This is a genomic window from Tunturiibacter gelidiferens (assembly GCF_013410115.1).
Lineage (GTDB): Bacteria > Acidobacteriota > Terriglobia > Terriglobales > Acidobacteriaceae > Edaphobacter > Edaphobacter gelidiferens.
This window is the reverse complement of the sequence record NZ_JACCCV010000001.1, coordinates 511,616-534,432: the sequence shown is the minus strand read 5'-3', so window position 1 is coordinate 534,432 and position 22,817 is coordinate 511,616. Positions and strand designations below refer to the sequence as shown.

16 protein-coding genes and 1 pseudogene are annotated in these 22,817 nt (G+C 58.7%); 8 read left to right on the top strand and 9 right to left on the bottom strand.

All coding sequences use genetic code 11. The annotated features are described in order from the left end of the window. Positions 1–29 precede the first annotated feature (29 nt). Together HDF12_RS02300 and HDF12_RS02295 are read left to right on the top strand one after the other, a co-directional pair. The gene (locus tag HDF12_RS02300) at positions 30–380 is read left to right on the top strand and encodes a nuclear transport factor 2 family protein (RefSeq protein WP_179580904.1); all 351 of its coding nucleotides are present in this window, start codon (positions 30–32) and stop codon (positions 378–380) included. 73 nt (positions 381–453) lie between these two features. After that, positions 454–2,256: a DUF885 domain-containing protein gene (locus HDF12_RS02295; RefSeq protein ID WP_179580902.1), complete on the top strand. Its 1,803-nt coding sequence runs from the start codon at positions 454–456 to the stop codon at positions 2,254–2,256. 252 nt (positions 2,257–2,508) lie between these two features. Here the strand turns inward: HDF12_RS02295 and HDF12_RS02290 are convergent, their stop codons facing one another. The 4 genes from HDF12_RS02290 to HDF12_RS02275 form a co-directional block, all read right to left on the bottom strand. Then, positions 2,509–3,747, bottom strand: a complete 1,239-nt coding sequence (locus HDF12_RS02290) for a molybdopterin-dependent oxidoreductase (protein WP_179580900.1) — start codon at positions 3,745–3,747, stop codon at positions 2,509–2,511. Further along, positions 3,744–4,700, bottom strand: coding sequence for a cytochrome b/b6 domain-containing protein (locus HDF12_RS02285; protein WP_306457988.1), 957 nt, complete (start codon positions 4,698–4,700; stop codon positions 3,744–3,746). The genes HDF12_RS02290 and HDF12_RS02285 overlap by 4 nt, the downstream gene beginning before the upstream one ends. Positions 4,701–4,815: 115 nt before the next feature. Next, positions 4,816–5,205: a hypothetical protein gene (locus HDF12_RS02280; protein ID WP_179580898.1), complete on the bottom strand. Its 390-nt coding sequence runs from the start codon at positions 5,203–5,205 to the stop codon at positions 4,816–4,818. Further along, positions 5,206–6,894, bottom strand: a complete 1,689-nt coding sequence (locus HDF12_RS02275) for an NAD(P)/FAD-dependent oxidoreductase (protein ID WP_179580896.1) — start codon at positions 6,892–6,894, stop codon at positions 5,206–5,208. 160 nt (positions 6,895–7,054) lie between these two features. Here HDF12_RS02275 and HDF12_RS02270 point away from each other — a divergent pair, with 160 nt between their 5' ends. Then, positions 7,055–8,107: a UbiA prenyltransferase family protein gene (locus HDF12_RS02270; RefSeq protein ID WP_179580895.1), complete on the top strand. Its 1,053-nt coding sequence runs from the start codon at positions 7,055–7,057 to the stop codon at positions 8,105–8,107. Continuing rightward, entirely contained in the window at positions 8,104–9,693 is a 1,590-nt protein-coding gene (locus HDF12_RS02265; RefSeq protein WP_179580894.1) for a glycosyltransferase family 39 protein, read from the top strand. Before HDF12_RS02270 ends, HDF12_RS02265 begins: the two co-directional genes overlap by 4 nt. A 32-nt stretch (positions 9,694–9,725) precedes the next feature. On the opposite strand, the gene HDF12_RS02260 is transcribed toward HDF12_RS02265, so the two are convergent. Continuing rightward, positions 9,726–11,027 carry a glycosyltransferase family 87 protein gene (locus tag HDF12_RS02260; protein WP_179580893.1) on the bottom strand — a complete coding sequence of 434 codons (1,302 nt, stop codon included), beginning with the start codon at positions 11,025–11,027 and terminating at the stop codon, positions 9,726–9,728. A 118-nt stretch (positions 11,028–11,145) separates the two neighbouring features. Here HDF12_RS02260 and HDF12_RS02255 point away from each other — a divergent pair, with 118 nt between their 5' ends. Further along, positions 11,146–12,294, top strand: a complete 1,149-nt coding sequence (locus tag HDF12_RS02255) for an acyltransferase family protein (protein WP_179580892.1) — start codon at positions 11,146–11,148, stop codon at positions 12,292–12,294. Positions 12,295–12,355: 61 nt separating this feature from the next. On the opposite strand, the gene clpB is transcribed toward HDF12_RS02255, so the two are convergent. The 3 genes and pseudogenes from clpB to HDF12_RS22740 form a co-directional block, all read right to left on the bottom strand. Beyond that, positions 12,356–15,025 (bottom strand): ATP-dependent chaperone ClpB, encoded by a 2,670-nt coding sequence (clpB, locus tag HDF12_RS02250; protein WP_179580891.1) that lies wholly within the window; start codon positions 15,023–15,025, stop codon positions 12,356–12,358. A 265-nt stretch (positions 15,026–15,290) separates the two neighbouring features. Next, positions 15,291–15,623 carry a hypothetical protein gene (locus tag HDF12_RS02245; RefSeq protein WP_179580890.1) on the bottom strand — a complete coding sequence of 111 codons (333 nt, stop codon included), beginning with the start codon at positions 15,621–15,623 and terminating at the stop codon, positions 15,291–15,293. A 370-nt stretch (positions 15,624–15,993) separates the two neighbouring features. Next, positions 15,994–16,044, bottom strand: a pseudogene (locus HDF12_RS22740) (hypothetical protein); the annotation flags it as partial. Between the two features lie 308 nt (positions 16,045–16,352). On the opposite strand from HDF12_RS22740, the gene HDF12_RS02235 reads away from it, so the two are divergent. Continuing rightward, the gene (locus tag HDF12_RS02235) at positions 16,353–17,324 is read left to right on the top strand and encodes a glycosyltransferase family 2 protein (protein WP_179580889.1); all 972 of its coding nucleotides are present in this window, start codon (positions 16,353–16,355) and stop codon (positions 17,322–17,324) included. A 32-nt stretch (positions 17,325–17,356) separates the two neighbouring features. On the opposite strand, the gene HDF12_RS02230 is transcribed toward HDF12_RS02235, so the two are convergent. Continuing rightward, entirely contained in the window at positions 17,357–19,036 is a 1,680-nt protein-coding gene (locus HDF12_RS02230) for a S10 family peptidase (RefSeq protein WP_257025312.1), read from the bottom strand. A gap of 354 nt (positions 19,037–19,390) precedes the next feature. On the opposite strand from HDF12_RS02230, the gene HDF12_RS02225 reads away from it, so the two are divergent. Both HDF12_RS02225 and HDF12_RS02220 read left to right on the top strand, forming a co-directional pair. After that, complete coding sequence (locus HDF12_RS02225; RefSeq protein ID WP_179580888.1) at positions 19,391–21,913, top strand: ABC transporter permease; 2,523 nt, start codon at positions 19,391–19,393, stop codon at positions 21,911–21,913. A gap of 499 nt (positions 21,914–22,412) precedes the next feature. After that, positions 22,413–22,805 (top strand): hypothetical protein, encoded by a 393-nt coding sequence (locus HDF12_RS02220; RefSeq protein ID WP_179580887.1) that lies wholly within the window; start codon positions 22,413–22,415, stop codon positions 22,803–22,805. Positions 22,806–22,817 lie beyond the last annotated feature (12 nt).

Sequence of the window (22,817 nt, the reverse complement as noted above, 5' to 3'; positions counted from 1 at the left end):
GTTCGTATAACAGTTGGAGCCTGTGTTCCATGAAAAAGACCGAACTTCAAGACCATCTCTACGCGCTCGAAGAGCGTCTCCTCCACCCTGACCGCGAGGCTGACCGCACCGCGCTCATCCCGTTCTTCGCCGAAGAGTACAGAGAGTTCTGCACCTCCGGCCGCGTCTTCAACCGCCAGCAAGTCATAGACGTTCTGCTCACCAGCGCCGCCCGCCACGCGACTATCCACCACTTCTACATCGCACAACTCGCAGAGAACATCGTTCTCGCCACCTACCGCGCCACCACCTCAGTCGCCGTCTCCCACCGCTCCTCCCTGTGGATCTTTCGCGACAACCGCTGGCAGCTCGTCTTTCATCAGGGCACCATCGCCAGCTGACCGCTCTAACATCCGACACCAGAAATTGTGCGGCTCCCACAAATCAGATATCAGATTCTGCTACCCTCCCATCATGCGCCCCCAAGTCCTGAATCTCCTTCTGGCGACCTGTCTCTACGCCGTCGCGCCCTTCTCCCTGATCGCCCAGACTCCCTCGGTCGAAACGCGTATCACCGCCCAGAATGCTCTCTTCGAAGAGATCTACCAGGCCGACCTGAAAAACAATCCCGAGCGCGCCACCGCCGTGGGCGACTATCGCTACAACGACAAGCTCGCCGACTACTCCCTCGAAGCCATCATCCAGCAGAACGCCGCCAATCAGGCGAACCTGCGCAGCCTGTTAGCCATCAACGCCGCCGGCTTCCCCGAACAGGACCTTCTCTCCCACCAGCTCATGGAGCGCAGGCTCAAGCAGAGCATCGAAAACTTCGATCTCAAGAACTACGAGATGTCCGTCAATCAGCAGAACGGCATCCACACCTCTCTCTCCGACTTGCCGTTGGCCGTTCCGCTGGACACCGTCCAGCATTACGACGACTACATCGCGCGCCTCCACCAGATTCCTCGCGCCCTCGCCCAATCCGAGGACGTTCTGCGCCTCGGAGTCAAAGATGGTCTGATGCCGCCACGTTTCCTGCTCGAAAAAGTCGCCCAGCAGGCCTCAGACATCGCCGCCAAAAGCCCCTTCCTGCTCGCTATCAACAAAATTCCGGCGACCTTCTCCAGCGCCAACCGTCAACGCCTTACCACGGCCATCCAGCAGACCGTCGACACTGAAGTTTCGCCAGCCTACCGCACCTTCGCCACATTTATCGCAAAGGACTACGCACCCCACGGCCGCACCTCTATCAGCGTCTCGACACTACCCGACGGCAAGCACCGCTACGAGGTCGCAGTACGCGAACAGACAACCACCGACATGACCCCGGCGCAGATCCACCAACTCGGACTCGACGAGATCACCCGCATCACCGCCGAGATGACCACCCTCGCCCACAAGGCCGGTTTCAAAGATCTCGAAAGCTTCCGCGCCTCCATCAAGGCCAACCCGAAATACACCCCCACCTCATCCGAGCAGATCCTCGACACCTTCCGCCACTACATCGCCCAGATGCAGCCGAAGCTCCCCGAACTTTTCACGGTACTTCCCGATTGCCCCGTAACGGTCGAAGCCATTCCCGCCTACCAGGCCGCTGCCGCCACTCACTACCAGACCGGCACTCCTGACTGCAAACACCCCGGTCGCGTCTCCGTTGGCACCAGCGACTTCGCTCATCGCTCGCTCATCAACGACGAGGCCATCGCTTATCACGAAGGCGTTCCCGGACACCACATGCAGCGCTCTGTCCAGCAGCAACTCAAAGGTCTCCCACAGTTCCGCATCCACGGCGGAGGCTTCACCGCATACACCGAAGGTTGGGCACTCTACGCCGAACAACTCGGCAAGGATGTCGGCTTCTACCAGGACCCGGTCAGCGACTATGGGCGGCTCTCCTCCGAACTCTTCCGCGCCGTGCGCCTCGTCGTCGACACTGGCATCCACTCACAGGGTTGGACACGCGAGCAGGTCGTCGCTCTCTTCGAGCAGACCGACAGTCTTCAAGGTCCGGAGATCCAGTCCGAGACCGACCGCTACATCGCATGGCCCGGACAGGCCCTTGCTTACAAGATAGGCCAGCTAAAATTCATTGAACTCCGCGAACGTGCAAAAAAGGAGCTTGGCCCGAAGTTCGACCTCCGCGCCTTCCACGATGAGATGCTCAGCGCCGGAGTGCTGCCCCTCGACCTTCTCGACCACCGTACGGATCGCTGGATAGCCGCTCAAAAAGCCCAATCTACCCAGCAAGCGACCTCCGGAGCGTTGCACGCACACTAAGGACTCTAGTGTCCTGCCGGACGGGCCTCCTGCGCGGAGGGCGGTCACTTCGTGACGCGTGTACCGGTCTGGGCAGGATGATCTGCATCGAGCCTCCCGTTGGTCGGCCATTTAAATTTTTCGTTCCGACCAACGGGAGGACCGATGATGTTCGCTCAAACGAAACAAGGTATACACGTCATGAAGTGACCGCCCTCCGCGCAGGAGGCCCGTCCGGCAGGACACAAGTCATTAAATGTAGTCTTAGATTTCCTAAAGCCCCGCGTACCAGTCATACCCCAGCTTCGTCCAATAATCGTCGGGCCGCATATCGGTGTAGGCGATCAATCCAATTCGTTTGATCTGTTTGTAACCGTACTTGATCGGCATATGTAACCGTATCGGTGCGCCATGCCACTGCGCCAACGGCCGCCCTGCCATCTCGATCACCAGAAGGCTCTGCGGATGCATGCACGCCTGGAGACTGTACCCGCAGTAGTAGTCTCCATCCGGCGTCTCCATGTAGACGTACTTCGGCAACGAGCCATCTTGCTTCTTCTCCGGCGGATACTTCTCAATCAAATCCGCAAGCCGGTACCCACCCCAGTGCACCACCTGGCTCCAACCCTCGATGCACTTGAACTCCGTCACCAACTCGTGGTGCGGCAGACTTGTCACGTCGTCCATCTTCAGCAGCAGCCCTGGCGTCCCCGGGTCGAGCGTGTTATCCGACATGCCTGCCTCTTCCTGCCCGCGCGGCCGTTTATTCCCCTGCGCCTTCTTCAACTCCGCAAACGCAGCCTCAAACGCAGGTGGCATCTTCACACTTTGTTTCTCGCCGTTCCCGCCGACCATCGTGCTCGCCGGGCCGCCCTGCATCATCGGCCCTTCGCCCATGCCCGCGTCGCCATTCGGATCGACCTTAGCCTCTGGCCCTGCGGCTGCTTTGGGAGCTACTTTCGTATCGTGCTCGACGGGCCCAGCTTCTTTCTTCGCGACGTACTGGTACTCCCACGCCGTAACATCGGCCACATACTGCGGAAGACCCTTCGCATTCGCCACCCCCACCATCTGCAGCCGATAGCTCTCCGGCATCAGGTCCATCTTCAATCCGTAGTTGCCGTTCGTCCGCAGCTCCATCGATCGCGCGACCGGATACGTCGGCGCCAGCCCGCGCTCATCAAACACCCCGCGCGACAACTTTGCATTGAACTCCAGCATCTTCCGCAGCGGCTTCCGGATGAGCTGGTCGCCCGGACTGCGATCGATCCATCGATAAAATCCGTAACCACCAGCCGCCGCCGCTGCTGCAACCAGAAAGCTGCGGCGCGTCCTCTTCCCCGACTGCGCCCTCACCTCCGCATCCAGCGTCTCTACCGCACGCGAATCTCTCCGCTCCCGCTCTCCATCGCGCTCCCAGTCGCGGTCAAGATCATCCTCGCGTTCCTTCTTCTCCTTCTCCCACTTGCGGCGCTGCTCCTGCTCCTCTCGCTCCTCCCGTCCGTCGCTCATCCCGTCCTCCTTTCCTCGTCTAGCGAAGCCTTGACCGCCGGCACAATCTCATACCCGCTCACCATCGACCGGAAGTTATTCCACCCCGCGAGAATCACCTGCCCCACGTGCACCACAAAGAACGCGCAAAAGCCCATCGTCAGCCAGAAGTGTTCCCATCGCGCCATCTCGTATCCGCCCAGCAGCGATGTGATCCAGTGCACCTGCGTCGGCTTGTAGATCGAGAGACCCGTGACCAGCGATCCCAGACCCATCAAAACTACCGAGGAGTAAGCGATCTTCTGCGCCCCGTTGTACTTCTTCTGCGGCGGCAATCCCTTGCGAAGATGCAAATCCACCAACGTCACCAGAATCGCATCCAGAAAGGATCTTCGCTCCGGTACCAGCACCCGCCACTCCCCTGAGATCAACAGATAAGCCACATAGAGAATCCCGTTGATTGCAAAGATCCACATAAAGAAGAAGTGATATCCCAGCCCCTCGGTCACACGATAGGGCGCATTGATCAGCTTCCAGAACCACGGAGGAAACAACCGCACCAACGTCAGCGAACCCACCCCCACTCGATACACCGCATGGGGATGCTGATAGGCATTATCCGAGTCATTCCAATAGATCAGCAACCCGCTCCAGATCATCGTGAACAGAACCGGGAAGTTCACCCAATGCATCCACCGAATCGCCAAGGGATGCTTCTTCTCCAACCTGATCGTTGCCACGGCGGGCTCTCTTGCCTCGACAGGCGCCGCAACAACTCCAACAGGCGAAGCCAGTGGCTCCGGAACTACGGAAGCAGCTGCCGCAACGGGCTCATCCACCGCTTTACCGCCGGCCGTCGTCGCTATTGGAACCCGCAATCCCTCCGGAGCTGCATCGACCGTCTCTGCTGGGATCTCAGCGGCAGGCTGCAAGGTCTCGCCTGGCTCACTTCTGTCTCTAGGTTTCTCAGGCATTTGAGCTCCCATCGTGCGCTCTCGCGCACACAGCATTTACAACTCAGCACTCTCCGAATCTTTAGAGTTCTTCCCGCGGCAAAGGTTACGCCATTTCTCTACGTGCCGATGAGCCCTACCTTAGCTGCACCCGCACCTGTGCTCCCGTCTCATCCGCAAACGTAACCTCCTTTGCGCTCATCACCGCCTTCGCTCCAGCCCCTCGGCCATCCAACGGATAGACCGCCGCATGGTCCGCATCAGTCCAGCACACCAACCCCTGGACGCAACCCAGAATCTGCGGCACCCCAGGCACGCCGCTCCATCCCTGCACCAGATACCGCCGCTCCGTCCCCGGCTCTTCCACCAGCACGTCGTTCGAAAAGTTAATAAACAGCCGCGCCCCATCCACCGCAACACCGTTACGCTCTACCTTACCCAGCGGATCTCGCAGAAAGATCCTCTGCCGGAAGACCGCCACGAAGATCACCAGCAGCAACGTCCCCACAACCAGAATCTTTCTCAATTATTTCTCCTCGTGGTACTCCTGCTCCGTGTTGATGCCCCAGAGCGCAGCCTTATCTACATGCCCAGCCACGATACCATCCACCGCCGTCATCGCCGTCAACATACTGTGATCCTGGTTGTTGTACTTATGCATTCCGTTCCTCCCCACCAGAAACAGATTCTCGAACCCGTCGGTAAACTCCCGCAGCTCATCGAAGCGGTCATATGTTCCAAAGTACGCCGGATACGTCTTTGGGACCCGCACCACATGCCCGTCCGAAACATCCTCCGCGTTCAAAATCCCGATCTTCGCCACCTCGGCAATCGCGAACTTCTTGAGCTCTTCATCCGGCATCTTCCAAAGATCGTCCGTGTCGTAGCAGAAGTACTCCAGCCCAATCCAGACCTTCGTCGGGTTCGCCACCAGGTACGGACTCCAGTTGTTGAATATCTGTAACCGTCCCAGTACCACATCGGGCTCCTGCACGTAGATCCATGTATCTTTCAGCAGCCCACCATCCGGCTCCTTCACCTTCAGCCGGTCCACCAGCAGCCCCACCGTAATAAAGTCGCGATACTGCAGCCCAGCGCTCACCTCGCGCACGTTCTCCGGAACGGGAGCATCCAGCGCCTCCACCAGCTCGCGCATAGGCATCGTCGAGAAGAAATAATCTCCCGCAAAAGTCTGCCGCTCTCCCTCCGCATTCACCGCATCGATCGACATCACCCGCTTCGCGCCACCTTCCATTGAGCAATGAATCCGATCCACCTTCCAACCCATGTGAATCTCGCCGCCGCCCTCGCGAATAAGATCCGCGACGTGCTCCCAAAGCTGCCCCGGTCCAAACTTCGGATACATAAACCGCTCAATCAAGCTCGTATCCGTGCCCTTCTGCGCCAGGTCACCCGTCTTCGCCTTCCCTCCAAGCGCCTTCTTCAAAAAGTGCTTCACCGCCGTCGTCAGGCTCAACCCCTTGATCCGCTGCGCCCCCCACTCCGCCGAGATCTCATTGCAAGGCGTTCCCCAAACCTTCTCCGTGTAGCTCTTGAAGAACGTCAGATAGAGCTGCCGCCCAAATCGATTGATCAAAAAGTCCTCAAGACTCTTCTCCGGCGTAATCTGGCTCACCTGCGACTTCATGTAGCTCGTACCAACGCGAAACGTTCTCGCCAGCCCGAGATTCTTCAACGTCGTCGCAGTCAGCGTAATCGGATAATCAAAGAACTTCCGCAGATAGTAGATCCTGCTCTTCCGCGGACGAATCAGCATCACCAGATCGGGATCGGCCGTCGTTGCCGTGACCATCATCTCCACCGGTCCTTCGCTCTCCGCCTTGTCCTCTACCTCTTCTGCAGCACGCGGATCAATCGGCCCCGCCCCACGCAACACCGGCTCCTCCGGTAGACGCGCAGGTACAGCAACCATCCGCTTCTTTCCCTGGTACGAGATCTCCGGCTCCGACCCCGCATCGCCGACATCAGGCGGCATCAGGTCCACCCACCACTGCATCACGCGGTCGCTCTTGGAGAAGAATCGATGGCCACCAATATCCATCCGGTTGCCCTTGTACTTGATCGTGCGCGAGATTCCACCAATCTCCTCGCTCGCCTCCAGGATGATCGGCCTCACATCCGACCGTCTCAGCAACTCCAACCCTGCGGTCAACCCGGCAGGCCCCGCTCCGATAATCACTGCTCTCCGCGACATGCGCCCGCCTGCTCCAGACGCGCACACCGCGCCAAGCCCAAGCTTATCGTAAACAAATCGCTCGCTGCCAGAGCGCACCGTGATCCGCTGGCTTCATCTCCATTTGCTACACTGTGCCCATAGCCCGAAGGCAGCTTGCGAAGGAGCCCTTACAACAAACATGACCGAGCCTCCCCTGCGCAACGTCTCCTTGTCCGAGCGCCTACGCGCCCATCTCGCCATCGCCAGACTCGATCATTCCATCAAGAATCTCTTCGTTCTGCCCGGCGTCATCGTCCCGCTCAGCGTCTATCCGGCGCTCTTTACGCCCCATCTCCTCATCACGCTGCTCCTCGCATTTGTCGCGGTGACATTGGTCGCCTGCAGCAACTACGTCATCAACGAAGTTCTCGATGCACCCTTCGACCGCCTTCATCCCACCAAGCGCAACCGCCCCGCCGCACTCGGTCTGGTCAACATTCCCGCCGCCTATGTGCAATGGCTCCTGATGATGGTCGCAGGAATCGCAGTCGGTCTCACCATCTCCCACATGTTCGCCCTCGTCGCCCTCGTCCTCTGGATCATGGGTTGCCTCTATAACTTTCCTCCCATCCGCACCAAGGACGTACCCTACCTCGACGTCCTCACCGAGTCCATCAATAATCCACTGCGCATGCTGCTCGGCTGGTACGCCGTCACCAGCGTCCTCGTGCCGCCCGTCTCGCTGCTTATCGCCTACTGGATGCTCGGCTGCTACTTCATGGGCCTCAAGCGCTTCAGCGAGCTCTCCGAGATCGGCGACCGCGCCATCGCAGGAGCCTACCGCGCATCCTTCAAGCGCTACACGCCCGAGTCGCTGCTCGTATCCGTTGTCTTCTACGCCTCCACCGCGATGCTCTTCCTCGGAGCCTTCATCATCCGCTATCGCATCGAACTCATCCTCGGCTTTCCTCTCGTAGCCTTCACCATGGCCGTCTATCTCAAGCTCGCCTTCAAGCATGACAGCGCGGTACAGAACCCCGAAAAGCTCTATCGCGAACCTCTGCTGATGACCTCGTTCGCCTCAACCGCCATCGTGATGGGGCTTCTACTCTTCATCCGCATCCCGCGTCTGGAGTTGTTCTTCACTCCAACCCTGCCCTCCACCACTCCTGCCGTAGCTCAACCCGCGCCCATCAGCTACACTCCACCCGGCTTCGAGCACCAGCGGCTTAGAATTCACGCCAAGATATGATCTCGTCGCAAAATTCCAGTGTTGAAAGCAGCCGCGAGAGTCTTGCCCTCCCTTGGACGGCCATCGCATCTCTGATCCTCACCGTCGCCATCTCCCTCCTCTGGTCGCACCACAAGCTCATGTCGCAGGACGAGTTCTTCGTCCTACAGACCGACAGCGTGCCCAGCTACGCCCAACTCATCCACATCCAACGCAGCTATCCCATCTCGCTGGACCCCCTCGTCTACCACACCCTCGCTCACGTCGCCATCAGCGTCTTCGGCGCAGGAGCCTTCGCCCTCAGGCTGCCCTCGCTGCTCGGCTATCTCCTGATGCAGATCTGCGTCTTCTACTTCGTACGGCGCATCGCCAACGAGAACGCCGCGATCTTCGCAATGGCTTTTCCCGCGATTACGGCGACTCTCTTCTACTCCGCCGAAGGCCGCCCCTACGGTCTGTTGCTCGGCTTCTACGGCCTCGCCATGGTGAGCTGGCAGGCGGCAACCCGTCGCCAGTCGCAACGCACTGCCTCTCTCATCCTCCTCGCACTCGCGGTCGCACTCACGCTGAACACGCACTACTTCGGCGTCTTATTGCTCCTTCCCCTCTGCGCCGCAGAACTCTTTCGCACCGTTCAACGTCGACGAATGGACCTTCCCGTCGTGGCCGCGATCATCATCGGCATGGCCTGCATAGCCTTCGCATTGCCCTTCGAAAAGTCCGCCGCCGAGTTTCGCAAGAACTACTACAACGCCGGAGACGTCGGCTACCACGCCATCACCCAGGCCTACCGTTCGCTCTTCCTGGACTACACCCACGCGAGCCTCAGCATCCAGCACCTCGCAGCCATCGGCCTCATTGTCTTCGCGGCTCTCCTGGTCTTCGGCAGTGTGCGCCAGCTACGCAACAAAGATGTCCAACTCCCAACCGCCGAGCTCGTCTTTCTTATCGTCCTCGCCGCACTGCCCTTCTTCGGCTTCCTGCTGGCCTTCTTCGTGACGCACTCCATCGAGGTCCGTTACGTACTCGGAGCAATCCTCGCGCTCAGCATTCTCCTGACGATTGCCCTGTTCCCAATACTTCGCCGCACAAACACCGCCATCCTTACGTTGTCCGCGCTCGCAATCGCCATCGTCTTCACGGGAGCGATTCGCATCCACGCGGAGCAGGCAAAGACCAGAGACTTCATGGCCTCGCTCACACTCAGCCCGCAGATCAAAGCGGCGATTCTCTCCAGCCCCAGCGGCCTGCTCTACCTGCAGGAGATGGGCACCTTCGAAGTAGCCAGCTACTACGAACCCGACCCTGATATCCGCTCCCACATGGCCCTGATCTACTCCAGCAACCAAGAGCTTCTCTGGAGCCGACGCGACACCGAGTCGCTCACCGCACAGCACATGCGCCACTTCACCGGATTCCCCATCATCTCCTGGGAGCAACTCACCAATGAACCCGGCGAGCACGTCTTCGTGCTCCTGCACAGCGGCTGGAACTGGACCGACCAGGCCCTCGCAGCCGCACACGCCGACATCACGCCGCTAGGACCCGCCATGGGAGGCGACGCAGCCTCCCTGCGATTCTCATCTAACTCTCAGACCTCAAAATAATCTTGTGATTCCTCGAGTTAATATGACCGCCATTACGCCGCGACGGTCTCAGCACCTTCAGCTCGACGAGCTAGCCGCATCAGCAGCACCAGTAAAAGAAGCGCTCCGAAGTACATATAAGACTGCAGCACATTCCATCCGCGCCTGTCGGCCAGCAGATTAGTCGCCGCCAAAAAGTTGTCGCAAAGAAAAAACGATAATCCCCACAACCACGGCCTCTTGGCCTCCCAGCACCCATACGCAAACCAGAACCACGCAAAGATTCCGAACACAATGCCGTAGTGATGCTCCCACGCCATCGGCGACGCCGCCACTGATGCCAGACCCATCGCCGCGATATCCGCCGTCGATCCCCGCAGCTTTCTCCACGGAAACAGCAGCACTCCCCCAACCAGCACCAACGACGTCAACACCGTTGTTCGATAGACCCACGCAACGTACGGGGTATAAACGTGCGGCGTGTACCCCAGGTTCTCGCCGTTAAAAATCATGCGGTTCAAAGTCCCGAACATCGACTGGTTCGCGTAGTGCGACTGCGCCTTATGACTCAAACTCGCCAGCACGCCCACATAGTCAAGATTGTTATGCCAACCGAAGACCGCCACTGACATCGCCAACAAAACACCAGAGCAGATCAGGAACGCCCACATCGCACCCCAACGCTTGCGCACCACCATCCACACCAGAAGTAGCACATATTGTGGCTTCACAAACGCAAGCAGCGCCGCCACAACTCCTGCCTCACGCTCACGCCCCGACGTCCATAGATAAAGCATCAACGCAAAGCCAAAAGAAAGCATCGTCTGCGCGTTCCCCAGCGAATACCCCTTCAGCAGCGGATAACATCCCAGACAAGCCAGTATCACCGCAACAACCGCCGGCCACGTCAACTCCGCACCACGGATTCGCAACAGCTTTCGGCCCATCTCAAGCGACACCGCCGCGACGCCCACAACAGACAGCCACGAAAACAACGCAAGCAGACGAAGCATCGCCGCATCACCGACTCCAAGCCTGCGAAGCGCAACCAGAGGAAGCTCACTCGCCAATGAATAGATCAGCGTGTCATACAACGGAGCCGCGTAAATCGGCTTAGTAGAATTCGCATCGAAGTAATCCAGCGACTTCATCATCGGCAGCCACGAGTCGGTCCATTGCCGCATGTGCATGAAGTCTGCGACGTCGCCCTTGATGCTGCCAGGATTGCCCAGATGCAACGCCCGGCAAAGACCCCACTGAACAACGTTCGCAAGCAGCAGACTGCACACAACAAAGAGGAGAAGCCGCCTGCCGTGCGTAGCGGCGCCTGAAGTATCTACTGTCCTGGACGTCACGCTCTCACTCTATCAAACAGCCTTATTGAGAGGAGAGGTCGACTTCATTCTGATCTTCTTTCGACCTGCGAGCCGCACCTCTCCGTCTCGGCGCCCCATGTATCATGAAGGCGTCCCTATGCCCATCCCGGTCCCCACCCTCATCGGCGAACCCGCCCCCTCGACTCCCGTCGCGAAGGCCGCCTCAACGATGAAGAAAAACGACTCCATCCAGATCCTTCGCGCCGTCGCCGCACTTCTCGTCGTCCATGTTCATGCCATCTTCAGCGTCTCACATCACGCCATCCCCGCAGAGACCCGTTTCTTCAATCTCTCTGGTGTGGGAGCCTGCGGGGTCGACATCTTCTTCGCCATCAGCGGATTCATTCTTTCTACCGTCGCCATGAACATCCGTCCCAAATCCAGCTCTGCTCACAGCGCGCTCGACTTTCTGTTTCGGAGATTCATCCGCATCTTTCCTATCTACTGGACTCTCTCCCTCTTCTTTGTTCTGGTTGACCTCAAACAGCATCATCTCGTCCTGTCGTCTTTGGTCAACTCCTATCTTCTAGTACCCTCCCTGCACTTCCCCATCCCTCCTCCGCTCATCTTCGTCGGCTGGACCCTGATCTTCGAGATGTTCTTCTACTACATCATCACGCTCAACCTTTTCTTCGGCGCCGGTCGGGTCGTAGAAAGAACCATCCTCACCATCTTCGTCCTGATCGCGCTTGGGAGCATCATCGGCCTTCAGAGGCCAGTCGTCATCCTGCTCGCCAATCCCATCAATCTGGAGTTCGTCTTAGGATGCCTGATTGGCCTCCTCTTCGCCCGTTACGGCAAGCGCCATGCCCTGGGTACAGTCCTGCTCTTCGCTGGAACAATCCCTCTCGTCTTATCCACCTTCTTTAACAAATACGACATCGAGGCGAACAATGTCCTCAATGGATCGCTCAGCTGGCATCGCCTCCTGATCTGGGGCATCCCCGCCGCCATGGTCACCGCCGGCCTCGTCTTCCGCTCCTCCCAGATACGATCACCTCTCGGACGCTTCGGCGTTCAACTCGGCGACGCCTCCTATTCCATCTATCTGGTCTCGCTGCCCGTCTTCTACGTCTACGAACGTTTCTACCCTCATCTGGCGAGCCTTGGCGCTGACCCGAACGTACTCCTTTCAACTCTCTTGGTCGCTGTCGCAGGCCTGCTCTGCTACCGCCTGATAGAAAAGCCGATGCTGCACTTCATCACCGCGAAGTACCACCACCCCGCAGTGCAGTCCGCCCCCTAAGCAAAGAAAAAGGCCCACCAATAAACGTGGGCCTCTCATCCTTTACGAAACCGCAGCCTTCTTACGAAACTAGAGCCTCGCGTCCCTGCACATTGAACTCGAGACCGTTCTTTCCAGCCTTCACCACCACATGGTCACCATGCAGCACGCTGCCGTCCAGAATCTTCACCGCCAGCTTATCCTGCACCAGCCGCTGAATCGCTCTCTTCAAAGGACGCGCCCCATAAGCCCGGTCGTACCCCGCTTTGAAGATCGCCTTCCTGGCACCATCGGTCAGCTCCAGCGTAATCTTTCGATCCGCCAGCAACTTCTGCAGATCCTTCAGACGTAGATCGACGATATGAGTCAGCTGCTCATCAGCCAGCGGATGGAAGATCACGATGTCGTCCACGCGATTCAGGAACTCCGGCTTGAAGTGCTTGCGCAGTTCATCCATCACGCGGACCTTCGCCTCTTCGAACCCGTCCTCGCCCTGCGCCCACGCTGTCGACAACTGCCCCGCGCCAACATTCGAAGTCATGATCAGCACAGTATTTTTGAAATCAACCGTCCTGCCCTTCGAGTCCGTCAACCGCCCATCATCGAGCACCTGCAGCAGCACGTTGAATACATCCGGATGGGCCTTCTCAATCTCATCAAACAGAATCACCGAATACGGCCTGCGTCGCACCGCCTCCGTCAACTGTCCGCCCTCGTCATACCCGACATACCCGGGAGGCGCTCCAATCAACCGCGCCACGGCATGCCTCTCCATATACTCGCTCATGTCGATCCGCACCATCGCTGCCTCATCATCGAACAGGAACTCCGCCAGCGCCTTCGCCGTCTCCGTCTTACCCACGCCGGTCGGCCCAAGAAAGATAAACGAACCAATCGGCCGCTTCGGATCGCTCAACCCCGCGCGCGAACGCCGAATCGCATTGGCCACCGCACTCAGCGCCTCATCCTGCCCAACTACGCGCTCGCGCAGACGCTCCTCCATCTGCACCAGCTTCTGCGTCTCGCCCTCCAGCATCTTCGAGACCGGAATCCCAGTCCACTTAGACACCACCGCGGCGATATCCTCCTCGTCGACCTCCTCCTTCAACATCCGCGAAGGCCGCTTCGCAACTCCAGCAGCAACGCCAGACTTCGCCTCAGCCTCATCTTCCCGGACCGCCGCATCCTGCTCCGCCGTCAACTCGCGCAGCTCTGCCTCCCGCTTCGGAATCTCGCCATACTGCAACTCCGCCGCACGCTGGAGGTTCCCCTTCCGCGTCTCTTCGCCCATCTGAAACCGCAGCGACTCCAACTGCTCCTTCAGCTCCGCAATCTTCCCAATCGCGCCGCGCTCCTTCTGCCATCGCGCACGCAGACCAGCCGATGCCTCCTTCACCTCGGCCAACTCGCGCTCCACAATCTCGAGCCGCTCCTGCGAGCCCGCATCCTTCTCCCGCTTCAACGCCGCGCGTTCAATCTCAAGCGAGGTTGCCCGCCGTTCCAGATCATCAATCTCCACCGGCACCGAGCCGATCTGAATCGCCAGCGCCGCCGCAGCCTCATCCACAAGATCAATCGCCTTATCCGGCAGAAACCGATCCGAGATATACCGATGACTCAGCACCGCCGCAGCCACAATCGCCGAATCCTTAATTCGCACCTTATGGTGAGCCTCATACTTCTCCTTCAGCCCACGCAGAATCGCGACCGTATCCTCGACGTTCGGCTCGCCGACGTACACAATCTGGAACCGTCGCTCCAGCGCCGCATCTTTTTCGATGTACTTCTTGTACTCACTTAGCGTCGTCGCGCCAATCGCCCGCAGACCACCGCGAGCCAGCGCAGGCTTCAGCATATTGCTCGCATCCAGCGACCCTTCGCTCGCACCCGCGCCCACGAGAGTATGTAACTCATCGATGAACAAAATCACTTCGCCGTTCGACTCTTCAATCTCCTTCAACACCGCCTTCAGCCGATCCTCGAACTCCCCGCGAAACTTCGCCCCTGCGATCATCGCGCCAAGATCCAGCGAGCACACACGCTTGTTCTTCAAAATCTCCGGCACATCCCCCAGAAAGATCCTTCGCGCCAATCCCTCGACGATCGCAGTCTTGCCCACGCCCGGCTCCCCGATCAGCACCGGATTGTTCTTGGTCCTGCGACTCAGCACCTGCACCACCCGGCGAATCTCCTCATCCCGCCCGATCACCGGATCGAGCTTCCCGCGCCGCGCCAGATCCGTCAGATCCTTCGCATACTTCTCCAGCGCCTGAAACTTCCCTTCAGGATTCTGATCCGTCACCCGCTGACTCCCCCGCACTGCACTCAAAGCCTTCAGAATCGCCTCATGCGTGCCCCCCAGCGCCGCCAGTGCCAGCTGCACAGGGTCATTCTTCGCCTTCGACAAGGCCAGCAGCAGATGCTCCGTCGACACATACTCGTCCTTGAAGTTCTCCGCCTCCTTAAATCCCTGCTCCAGCACCTTCTGCAGCGCGTTCGACATCCCCGGCTGCCCCCCACCCTGCACCTTCGGCAGCTTCGCAATCGCCGAGTTCACCCCGGACAACAGTTGCTCCACCGGCACCCCAATCTTCTCCAGCACCGGGATCACCACTCCCTCGCGGTCCTCCAGCAACGCCGCCATCAGATGCAGCGGCATCACCTCCGGATTTCCATTCTCCCCAGCAAGTCCACTAGCCGCCTGCACCGCCTCCTGCGACTTCACCGTCAACCGATCCCACTTGATCGCCATAAATCTTTATCTCCCCATCCAAATCCACAGATTTTGAGCTTTTCGCTTAGATTAGACGTCCGAGATGCTTAAGAAGATGCGGAAATCTGACAACAACTCACTCACATTCGGAAATGTGGGCAAAGCCCTGTTGCGACAGGGACATACGTTAGCCCAATGCCTTCCCGGTTCTGCGAAAAGGCACCGAAAGCCCAACCACGCCCACCCACCCCATCGGGCTAAATCTTTCCCCGCACCCGGCACCACTCAGCCAAGAACCGCGAGGCTATGCATTCACTTCCCCGGCCGCAACTCCACCCATGGATATCGTCGGTCGACGCAACTCTGCCTCGACATAGTCAATCTTGCCGTCGGGGTACTCTATTTTGAGCACTGGCCTTCCCTGGTCCGAGTCAGGTCTGGAGCTACCATCACCCTCACGAGTCAGCGCGGCGCGACCGCAGGTTATCTTGCACCGCGGCATCATTCGGCATATCTGTTTCAGGCCGTCCGAAGAGCCGTCCCAGCCGACAGGGTTGCCGACATAATTGCCATACTCGTCTTCGGTCGGTAAATCTGGCCTGGGAGCGAGAACCTGCAGCAAAAGGCGGATAGACACAACAGACCAATCAATACTGAAAGTTTTGAACACATTCGCACCACGGGCGTAGAACGCACCGCGCTTTATAACATGCCGCCGAAACAGTTGTATATGTCGTTGATAACTCTTGGCTCCCGTCTCGCCAACCAGGCGCGCCCTGCCCCTGTTAGGCGGTTGGTGGCCCGTTGCGAACAGCGATGTGGACAGACCCTGGCTATGCTGTGACGCCTCCGCCCCAAAAGAAAAAGGGGAAAGCCTCCCCCCGCAATACCGCATCAAAGCGTTACTGAGCCGTCTGCGCCTCAACCCGCTTGGTGTCGTTGCCCACCTGCGCCTTGATCTGCTTTGGCTGAGCCTCCGCCTTCTTGGGCAGTGTGATTGTCAACACGCCGGCGTCCGCAGAAGCCGTGACGTCCTCCGTATTTACAGTCTGAGGCAGGTGAAGCTTCGGACAAAGCTTGGGGCTCTCAAGAATATAATCCGTCGTAAAATCAACAACTTATATAAAGCGGCGCACCAGCCGTCCTCCCCTTAACTTCGGACCGGCGAACGGATCACAACGAGCACACACGCTTTACTCTGCTATCGTGCTGCCAGGCGGCTCCGCGAACCTGAACGTAAACCCCGTGATCTACAATCGTCCCTTACAGGCCAGCTTTTCCTCCAGGAGGATTGTCCTCTGATCTCATCTTCGCGCTTCACGGCTCACACGACTCCCGCCCACAGCGAGGAGATGCCTCCGGCTGAATGACCGTCTCCGTCGTAATGCCCACCTACAACGCGGAGGCCTTTCTCCACGAAGCAATCACCAGCGTCCTCCGTCAAACCGTTACCGACTTCGAGCTCATCGTGGTTGACGACGGATCAACCGACGGATCGCTGGCCATCGTTCAATCTCACGCGCAGAACGATCCCCGCATTAAAGTCTTCAGCCAGCCCAATGTCGGCACTGCAGTCACACTCAATCGAGCCATAGACCTCGCCTCTTCGGACAGGGTCTTCATCATGCACGCGGATGACGTCATGCACGCGAACCGTCTCGAACGACAATTGGCCTTCCTCGAAGTGCACCCTGAGCTGGCCGTCGCCAGCAGCCTCGTTAATCACATCGACGAGAAGGGAAGAGTCATCGGACAGGACAACTCCTTTCTGTTCACCCACGAGGAGATTGAAGAAAAAATTCAACTCAACAAGCTGATCGGTTTCAATCATCCGGCCGTCGTACTTCGCAAGAGCGTAGTACAAGCTGCAGGTGGATACCGTCAGGAGTTTTGGCCCGCCGAGGACATTGATCTCTGGAACCGTCTCGCAGAACAAGGACATAAGATCCTCGTCCAGCCCGAAATCCTTCTCGATTACCGCATCCATGGCGGCTCGGCTTCTATCTCTCGTGCGCACCTTACTCGAAAAAAAGTCCGCTGGCTGAGAGAATGCATGTTGCGCCGCAGAAGAAACGAGCCCGAACTTACATGGGACCAGTTCCTCGCGTTCCGGCGACAGACTCCCCTTCGCCGGCGAATCAACGAGGAGAGAGTCGACTTCTCACAGATCTTCTACAAAGCAGCGGTTGGCCACTTCGCTGGTCGAAGGTACATCCGCACCGTCGGCAATGCAACTCTAGCCGTCCTCCTTCGACCCAGATACATTCTGTCAGAGATGATCACCAAGTCGAAGTGGCGCATGAAGAGCCTCAAGAACAAACGCAAGTCGCCCCTCTAACCCTCGTGCCCGCAGGGAAGCATCACGCGAGTCTACTTCCCGTCCTCCGTCCCCCGGATAAACGCCGCCACATCCGCGTGAAACTGCTTCAGCACATCTTCGTTCACATAGACCATGTGCCCGCTCTGGTAGTAGTGATAGCTGATATTCGCCTGTAGCTTCTGCGGAATCTGCAGATGATGCATCTCGAACTTGCCCTCGAAATAAGGCGTCGCCAGGTCGAAGTACCCGCCTGCCAGCATCACCTTCATCTTCGGGTTTGACTTCATCGTGTACGCCAGGTCCGGCATCACATTCGTCCCGCCCTCCTGAAAGTTTGCCGGCGGACCACCCGGAGCCTGGTGCCGCAGATCCCACGTAAAGTCCGGATCTCCATAAGCTCCCGGCTTGTACGTCTGGTTCTCGCCATACTTCAGCTCCGTCCGCATGTACTGGTTCAGCGCCGCCGTATACGCCGACGAGATCGCATTGCTCTGCGGGTCATACTCTGCGTCCGCGCTCAGCGGATCAATATCCGGCCCCTTATAGCGCGTATCCAGCCGCCCCGTCGTCGTCTCGTCATCCAACTGCAGCTGCTTGCTGAACGCCGCACCCGTCACCCGCAGATTCGCCCGCATCAGATACGTCACCGGGAGCCCGGTATATTGATGCAGCTTCTCCGCCACCGCCTGCTTCCTCGTCTCCGGCAACTCCGCCCCCTGCAGCAGCGCGCTCATATAGTCGCCGATCGCATACTGCTCCACCTCGGCGAGAAACGGCTCGAGCGCCGCAGGCTGCGTCGGCAGTTTGTGATGATAGAACGCGCTCGCCGCAAACGTAGGCAGCCCCAGCGCATACGCCTGATCCACACCGGGATTCCACTTCGGCCCATCGATGCTGTTATCGAAGCTCAAAATCTGCGACAGCAAAACAATCCCGTTCAGATCCACATTCTGCAAAGCAGCTGACAGCACCGCGCTGCGCGGCGTCCCATAGCTTTCGCCAAACAAATACTTCGGCGAGTTCCACCGGTTGTACTTCGTCAAAAATCTCCGAATGAACCGGTCGAACGCATGCGCGTCCTGATCCACACCCCAGAACGCCTTCTCTTTGTCCTTGCCCATAATCCTGCTGAACCCGGTCCCCGGCGCATCGATAAACACCACATCGCTCACGTCCAGCAGGCTGTACTCGTTGTTGACGATCTTGTAAGGCGCTCCCTCATCATGCTGCGCATCGGTGGTCACCACACGCCTCGGCCCAAACGATCCCATATGCAGCCACATCGTCGCCGACCCCGGCCCGCCGTTGTACAAAAACGTCACCGGCCGCCCTACCGGCGCATCCTTCTTGAAGTACGCCACATAAAACATCCGCGCCGTCGCCGGAGCCTCGTCCGGCTTCTCGGGATCAGGCGTCTTCTCTCCCGTATCCGGCAGCATCTTCCCATCCAGCCCCAGCATCGCGTCCTGCGAATCACTTGACCCCACCGTCAATGTACCCGCCACCGCCCGGTACGCGATCGCCTGTCCCGCAACCGTCACCGAGCCATCCGTCGTCGAGTCCGACGGCGGCTCCGCAGGCTCTACCACTGAGGTCCCCGTTACCACCAGCTTCTGTTCTTTCTTTTTATCGCTCTCTTTCTTCTCCTGCGGCCCGGCCCCCATCGCGACAGCAGCAGACGCAAGCAACACTCCACAAGACACACCGATCCGAACCAGCTTCCTCGACATCCTCACACTCTCCAAGGGACAAATTTCCAGTTGCGAGAAGTATATCCGCAAAAGTTTGGCAAACACTAATGCAATATCATTTGCGTTATGCGTCCGGCCCACCCGCCAGAGTACTAATCACTCCGCCCACACCTTCACCCTCCTCCCAGCCTGGCATAGTCGTTCCTCACGAAACGCCAACCACACGCAGTGGTGTTCACCAGCGAACGGAGATTTCCGTTTCCGGACAACTTCGGCTCAGAAAACGGCCAACTGCTCCCCGCGTCGCACAAAACACAGTGTTTGCATCACAAACTCTTTGGCTCAAAACGTGCATTGTTCCATGCGCCCCACTGCGCCGGAGGATCTCTTTATATGCAGACGTTGCTTCAGAATCTGCGCTTTGCCTTACGCCAACTGCGCAAATCGCCCGGATTCGCCCTGACCGTAGTGCTGACACTGGCCTTGGGCATCGGCGCCAACGCAGCCGTCTTCACCCTCTTCGACCAGGTACTCCTCCGCATGCTGCCCGTCCAGCAGCCCAAAGAGCTGGTGCGCTTCCAGTGGACAGGAGGATTCTCCGGCTCAGCCAGCAGCTTCGGCGGCGATCTCGAAAACTACTTCTCCTATCCCATGTACAAAGACCTGCGCGATCAAAACCAGGTCTTCGCCGGAATGCTCGCTGCCGATCGAACCAACCTCGCCATCTCCTGGCAAAATCAGGCCGAGGACAGAGACGCCGAGCTCGTCAGCGGAAACTACTTCGACCTCCTCGGCCTCAAACCCGCGCTCGGACGCCTGCTCACCGCCCAGGACGATACCGCAAAAAACGCAAACCCAGTCCTGGTGCTCAGCTACGACTACTGGAAGACGCGCTTTGCCTCATCCCGCGACGTCGTCGGACAGACCGTCCTGATCGGCGGCCAGCCCTTCACCATCCTCGGCGTAGCCCCCGCGAACTTTCAATCCGCCATCGGAGGCTACAAACCAGCGGCCTTCCTCCCCATCAGCATGGTCGAAGAAGCCATGCCCGCGACGATCCCCCGAGACAACCTCAATAATCACCAGTCGCTCTGGCTCACGCTGGTTGGCCGTCTAAAACCCGGCGTCTCCCCCACGCAGGCAGCAGCTGGACTTGCACCCTTGTGGCACTCTCTGCGCGCGCACGAGCTGACGCTCTACAAGAACCGAACCGAACGCTTCAGCAAGCACTTCCTCGACGACTCGCAACTGAAAGTCCTCGACGACTCCACAGGATTCTCCCCCGGCCGCATGGATCTGCAAACGCCCCTCATCATCCTCATGAGCATGGCCACTCTGCTCGTCGCCATGTGCGCCATCAACGTGGCGACCCTGCTTCTCCTTCGAGCCGCCGGCCGCGCGCGCGAGATGTCCATGCGCTATGCCCTCGGCGCCAAGCAAACCCAGGTCATCTCTCAGCTCCTCCTCGAGGGCTTACTCCTCGGCATCCTCGGTGCAGCAGCCGGACTGTTGATGGCACCGCTGGTCACCAACACCCTCGTGCGTCTGCTCACCAGCGCAAATCCCGGCGAAGAGCCATACTCGGCAGCCATCGATGGCCGCGTCCTTCTCTTCACCCTCAGCATCGCCGTCATCTCGAGCCTTCTCTTCAGCATGGCGCCAGTCTTCCACTTCCTGCGTCCCGATCTCGTAGGCACGCTGCGCCAGAGCGCAGGCACCGCATCCCGCAACTCTCAACTCTTCCGCAAGATCGCCGTAGGCGTTCAGATCGCTCTCAGCGTCCTCTTACTCGGCGGCGCTGGTCTGTTCGTGCGCACCCTCGACAACCTCCGCCATCAGGAGGTCGGCTTCAACACCAGCCATCTCGCCACCTTCAGCCTCGATCCCACCGACTCCGGCTACAAAGAAGACCGCATCGTGCCCATCGTCACCAACGCGATCGAATCAGTCCAGAGAATCCCTGGCATAACCTCCGCCGCAGCCACCACCGATCCCGAGCTCACCGGAGACAAAGAGTTCGAATCCTTCCAGGTCGAAGGCTACAAACCCGCCGAAGACGAGAAGATGCAGTTCGAAGCCCCAGCCGTCACTCCCGCCTACTTCGCAACCCTCAAGCAGCCTCTTCTGGTCGGCCGAGAGTTCACTGCAGCGGATACCGGCACTGCGCCAAAGGTCGTCGTCATCAACCTGGCCTTCGCAAAGAAGTACTTCGGCTCCGCACAAAACGCACTGGGCCATCACCTCACCCAGAGCTCTGACTTCCGGGCAAAACTCGACGCAACCATCGTCGGCGTGGTCGGCGACATCAAACACGAGAATCTGCGTCAGGACATAGGGCCTGCCGTCTATCAGCCCATCGCCCAGATCACTCATCCCACCGGCGTCAAGATGTACGCTCGCACCAATCAGGCGCCCGAGACAGTCGAAACCGCAATCCGCCAGAGCATTCATGGCCTCGATCCCACCCTCGTCGTCGATGGCATGCGAACGATGGACGACCAGGTCGACCGCAGCGCCTCCGACGAGCGCGCGCTCGCACTTCTCGCTGTCGGCTTCTCTGCACTCGCGATCATCCTCGCAGCCGTCGGACTCTACGGCGTCCTCGCCTACTCCACCGAACAGCGCACCCGCGAGATCGGCGTACGGCTGGCCCTCGGCGCACAACGCACCAGCGTCGTCCTGCTCATCGTCCGCGAGATGTCGATCATCGCCGCCATCGCCATCGTGCTGGCGCTGCCCTCAATCGTCCTACTGGCCAGGCTCTTCCGCAGCCAGCTCTACGGCGTCACCACATCCGATCCCCTGACCCTGGCCGGAGCCGTCCTTCTAGCCGCAGTCATGGTCACACTCGCAGCCGTCCTCCCCGCACGAAGAGCCGCCTCCATCGAACCCATGCAAGCCCTCCGCACCGAGTAGCCCGCAACTAATTCGCTCTCCGCACAGAGTAGACGCAACTCATTCGCCCTCCGCACGGAGTAGACCGCAACTCATTCCAACAAAACCGCCATTTCGACCGCCGACAAAATCGCCATTCGACCGTCAACCAAATCGTCAATTTAAGCGTCAACCAAATCGGTCCGCGCAGCGGAGAAACCCCCGCATTTGTCGTCGCTGTTGTCGCTGTCGTTGCCCGTTCTAGGCTGTTGTCGCTGCCTGTCCTAGGCCGTCATTCTGAGCGAAGCGAAGAATCCCCGTATTTGGCCTTCGCAGCTGATTTGTCGTACTCGCCTCTTTGTTTTCATTCCGGAGTGAGTGAACGAGACCACTACTGCGAATACCGAATATCGGGATAACCATACTCGACGAATCAAGGTAGTTTCCTTACAGTGGGTGTATTCCCCAATTTGAGATAGAAGGGGATGTGTCTGTTTCCGTCTATGATCCTCATCGGACTAGGCTGGCATGTGAGGGTTCTATGCTGCGCGTTGACTGTTTCCAGTTCTTCAAACTTGGGCAAAAAATACATCCACTTAAGTCCATAAAAGACGAGGAGCTGGTGAGCCAAGTATGGTTTGAGGTATATCAAACTAAGCAAGCTCTGACGGAATTCTTTCAGACCTTTCCTCTTCGAATCTCACGTGATCCGGCGCAGAAATTATATGAAGCCCTGACTCGGATAGTCCCAGACGATCTCTCCGCCCTTGATCTAGGCGGCGGTGAAGAAGGATGGAAAACGGTATCGTACCGAGGGTTTTCAGTTCGCCAGTCCGCTAGCGATTTGGAGACGGTCTTGGCCGCCGAACTAAATAATTTCGATACTTATTTCGTATCGCAAAAGGGGTCGTTCTCTACTCCAGACTTAATTTAACATGCGGAGATA

Excerpts from the sequence above, each read along its gene's own strand:
- HDF12_RS02220 (WP_179580887.1), top strand. The coding sequence starts at position 22,413 with ATGCTGCGCGTTGACTGTTTCCAGTTCTTCAAACTTGGGCAAAAAATA.
- HDF12_RS02300 (WP_179580904.1), top strand. The coding sequence starts at position 30 with ATGAAAAAGACCGAACTTCAAGACCATCTCTACGCGCTCGAAGAGCGT.
- HDF12_RS02225 (WP_179580888.1), top strand. The coding sequence starts at position 19,391 with ATGCAGACGTTGCTTCAGAATCTGCGCTTTGCCTTACGCCAACTGCGC.
- HDF12_RS02255 (WP_179580892.1), top strand. The coding sequence starts at position 11,146 with ATGCCCATCCCGGTCCCCACCCTCATCGGCGAACCCGCCCCCTCGACT.
- HDF12_RS02265 (WP_179580894.1), top strand. The coding sequence starts at position 8,104 with ATGATCTCGTCGCAAAATTCCAGTGTTGAAAGCAGCCGCGAGAGTCTT.
- clpB (WP_179580891.1), bottom strand. The coding sequence starts at position 15,025 with ATGGCGATCAAGTGGGATCGGTTGACGGTGAAGTCGCAGGAGGCGGTG.
- HDF12_RS02290 (WP_179580900.1), bottom strand. The coding sequence starts at position 3,747 with ATGAGCGACGGACGGGAGGAGCGAGAGGAGCAGGAGCAGCGCCGCAAG.
- HDF12_RS02235 (WP_179580889.1), top strand. The coding sequence starts at position 16,353 with ATGACCGTCTCCGTCGTAATGCCCACCTACAACGCGGAGGCCTTTCTC.
- HDF12_RS02230 (WP_257025312.1), bottom strand. The coding sequence starts at position 19,036 with ATGTCGAGGAAGCTGGTTCGGATCGGTGTGTCTTGTGGAGTGTTGCTT.
- HDF12_RS02270 (WP_179580895.1), top strand. The coding sequence starts at position 7,055 with ATGACCGAGCCTCCCCTGCGCAACGTCTCCTTGTCCGAGCGCCTACGC.
- HDF12_RS02275 (WP_179580896.1), bottom strand. The coding sequence starts at position 6,894 with ATGTCGCGGAGAGCAGTGATTATCGGAGCGGGGCCTGCCGGGTTGACC.
- HDF12_RS02285 (WP_306457988.1), bottom strand. The coding sequence starts at position 4,700 with ATGCCTGAGAAACCTAGAGACAGAAGTGAGCCAGGCGAGACCTTGCAG.
- HDF12_RS02295 (WP_179580902.1), top strand. The coding sequence starts at position 454 with ATGCGCCCCCAAGTCCTGAATCTCCTTCTGGCGACCTGTCTCTACGCC.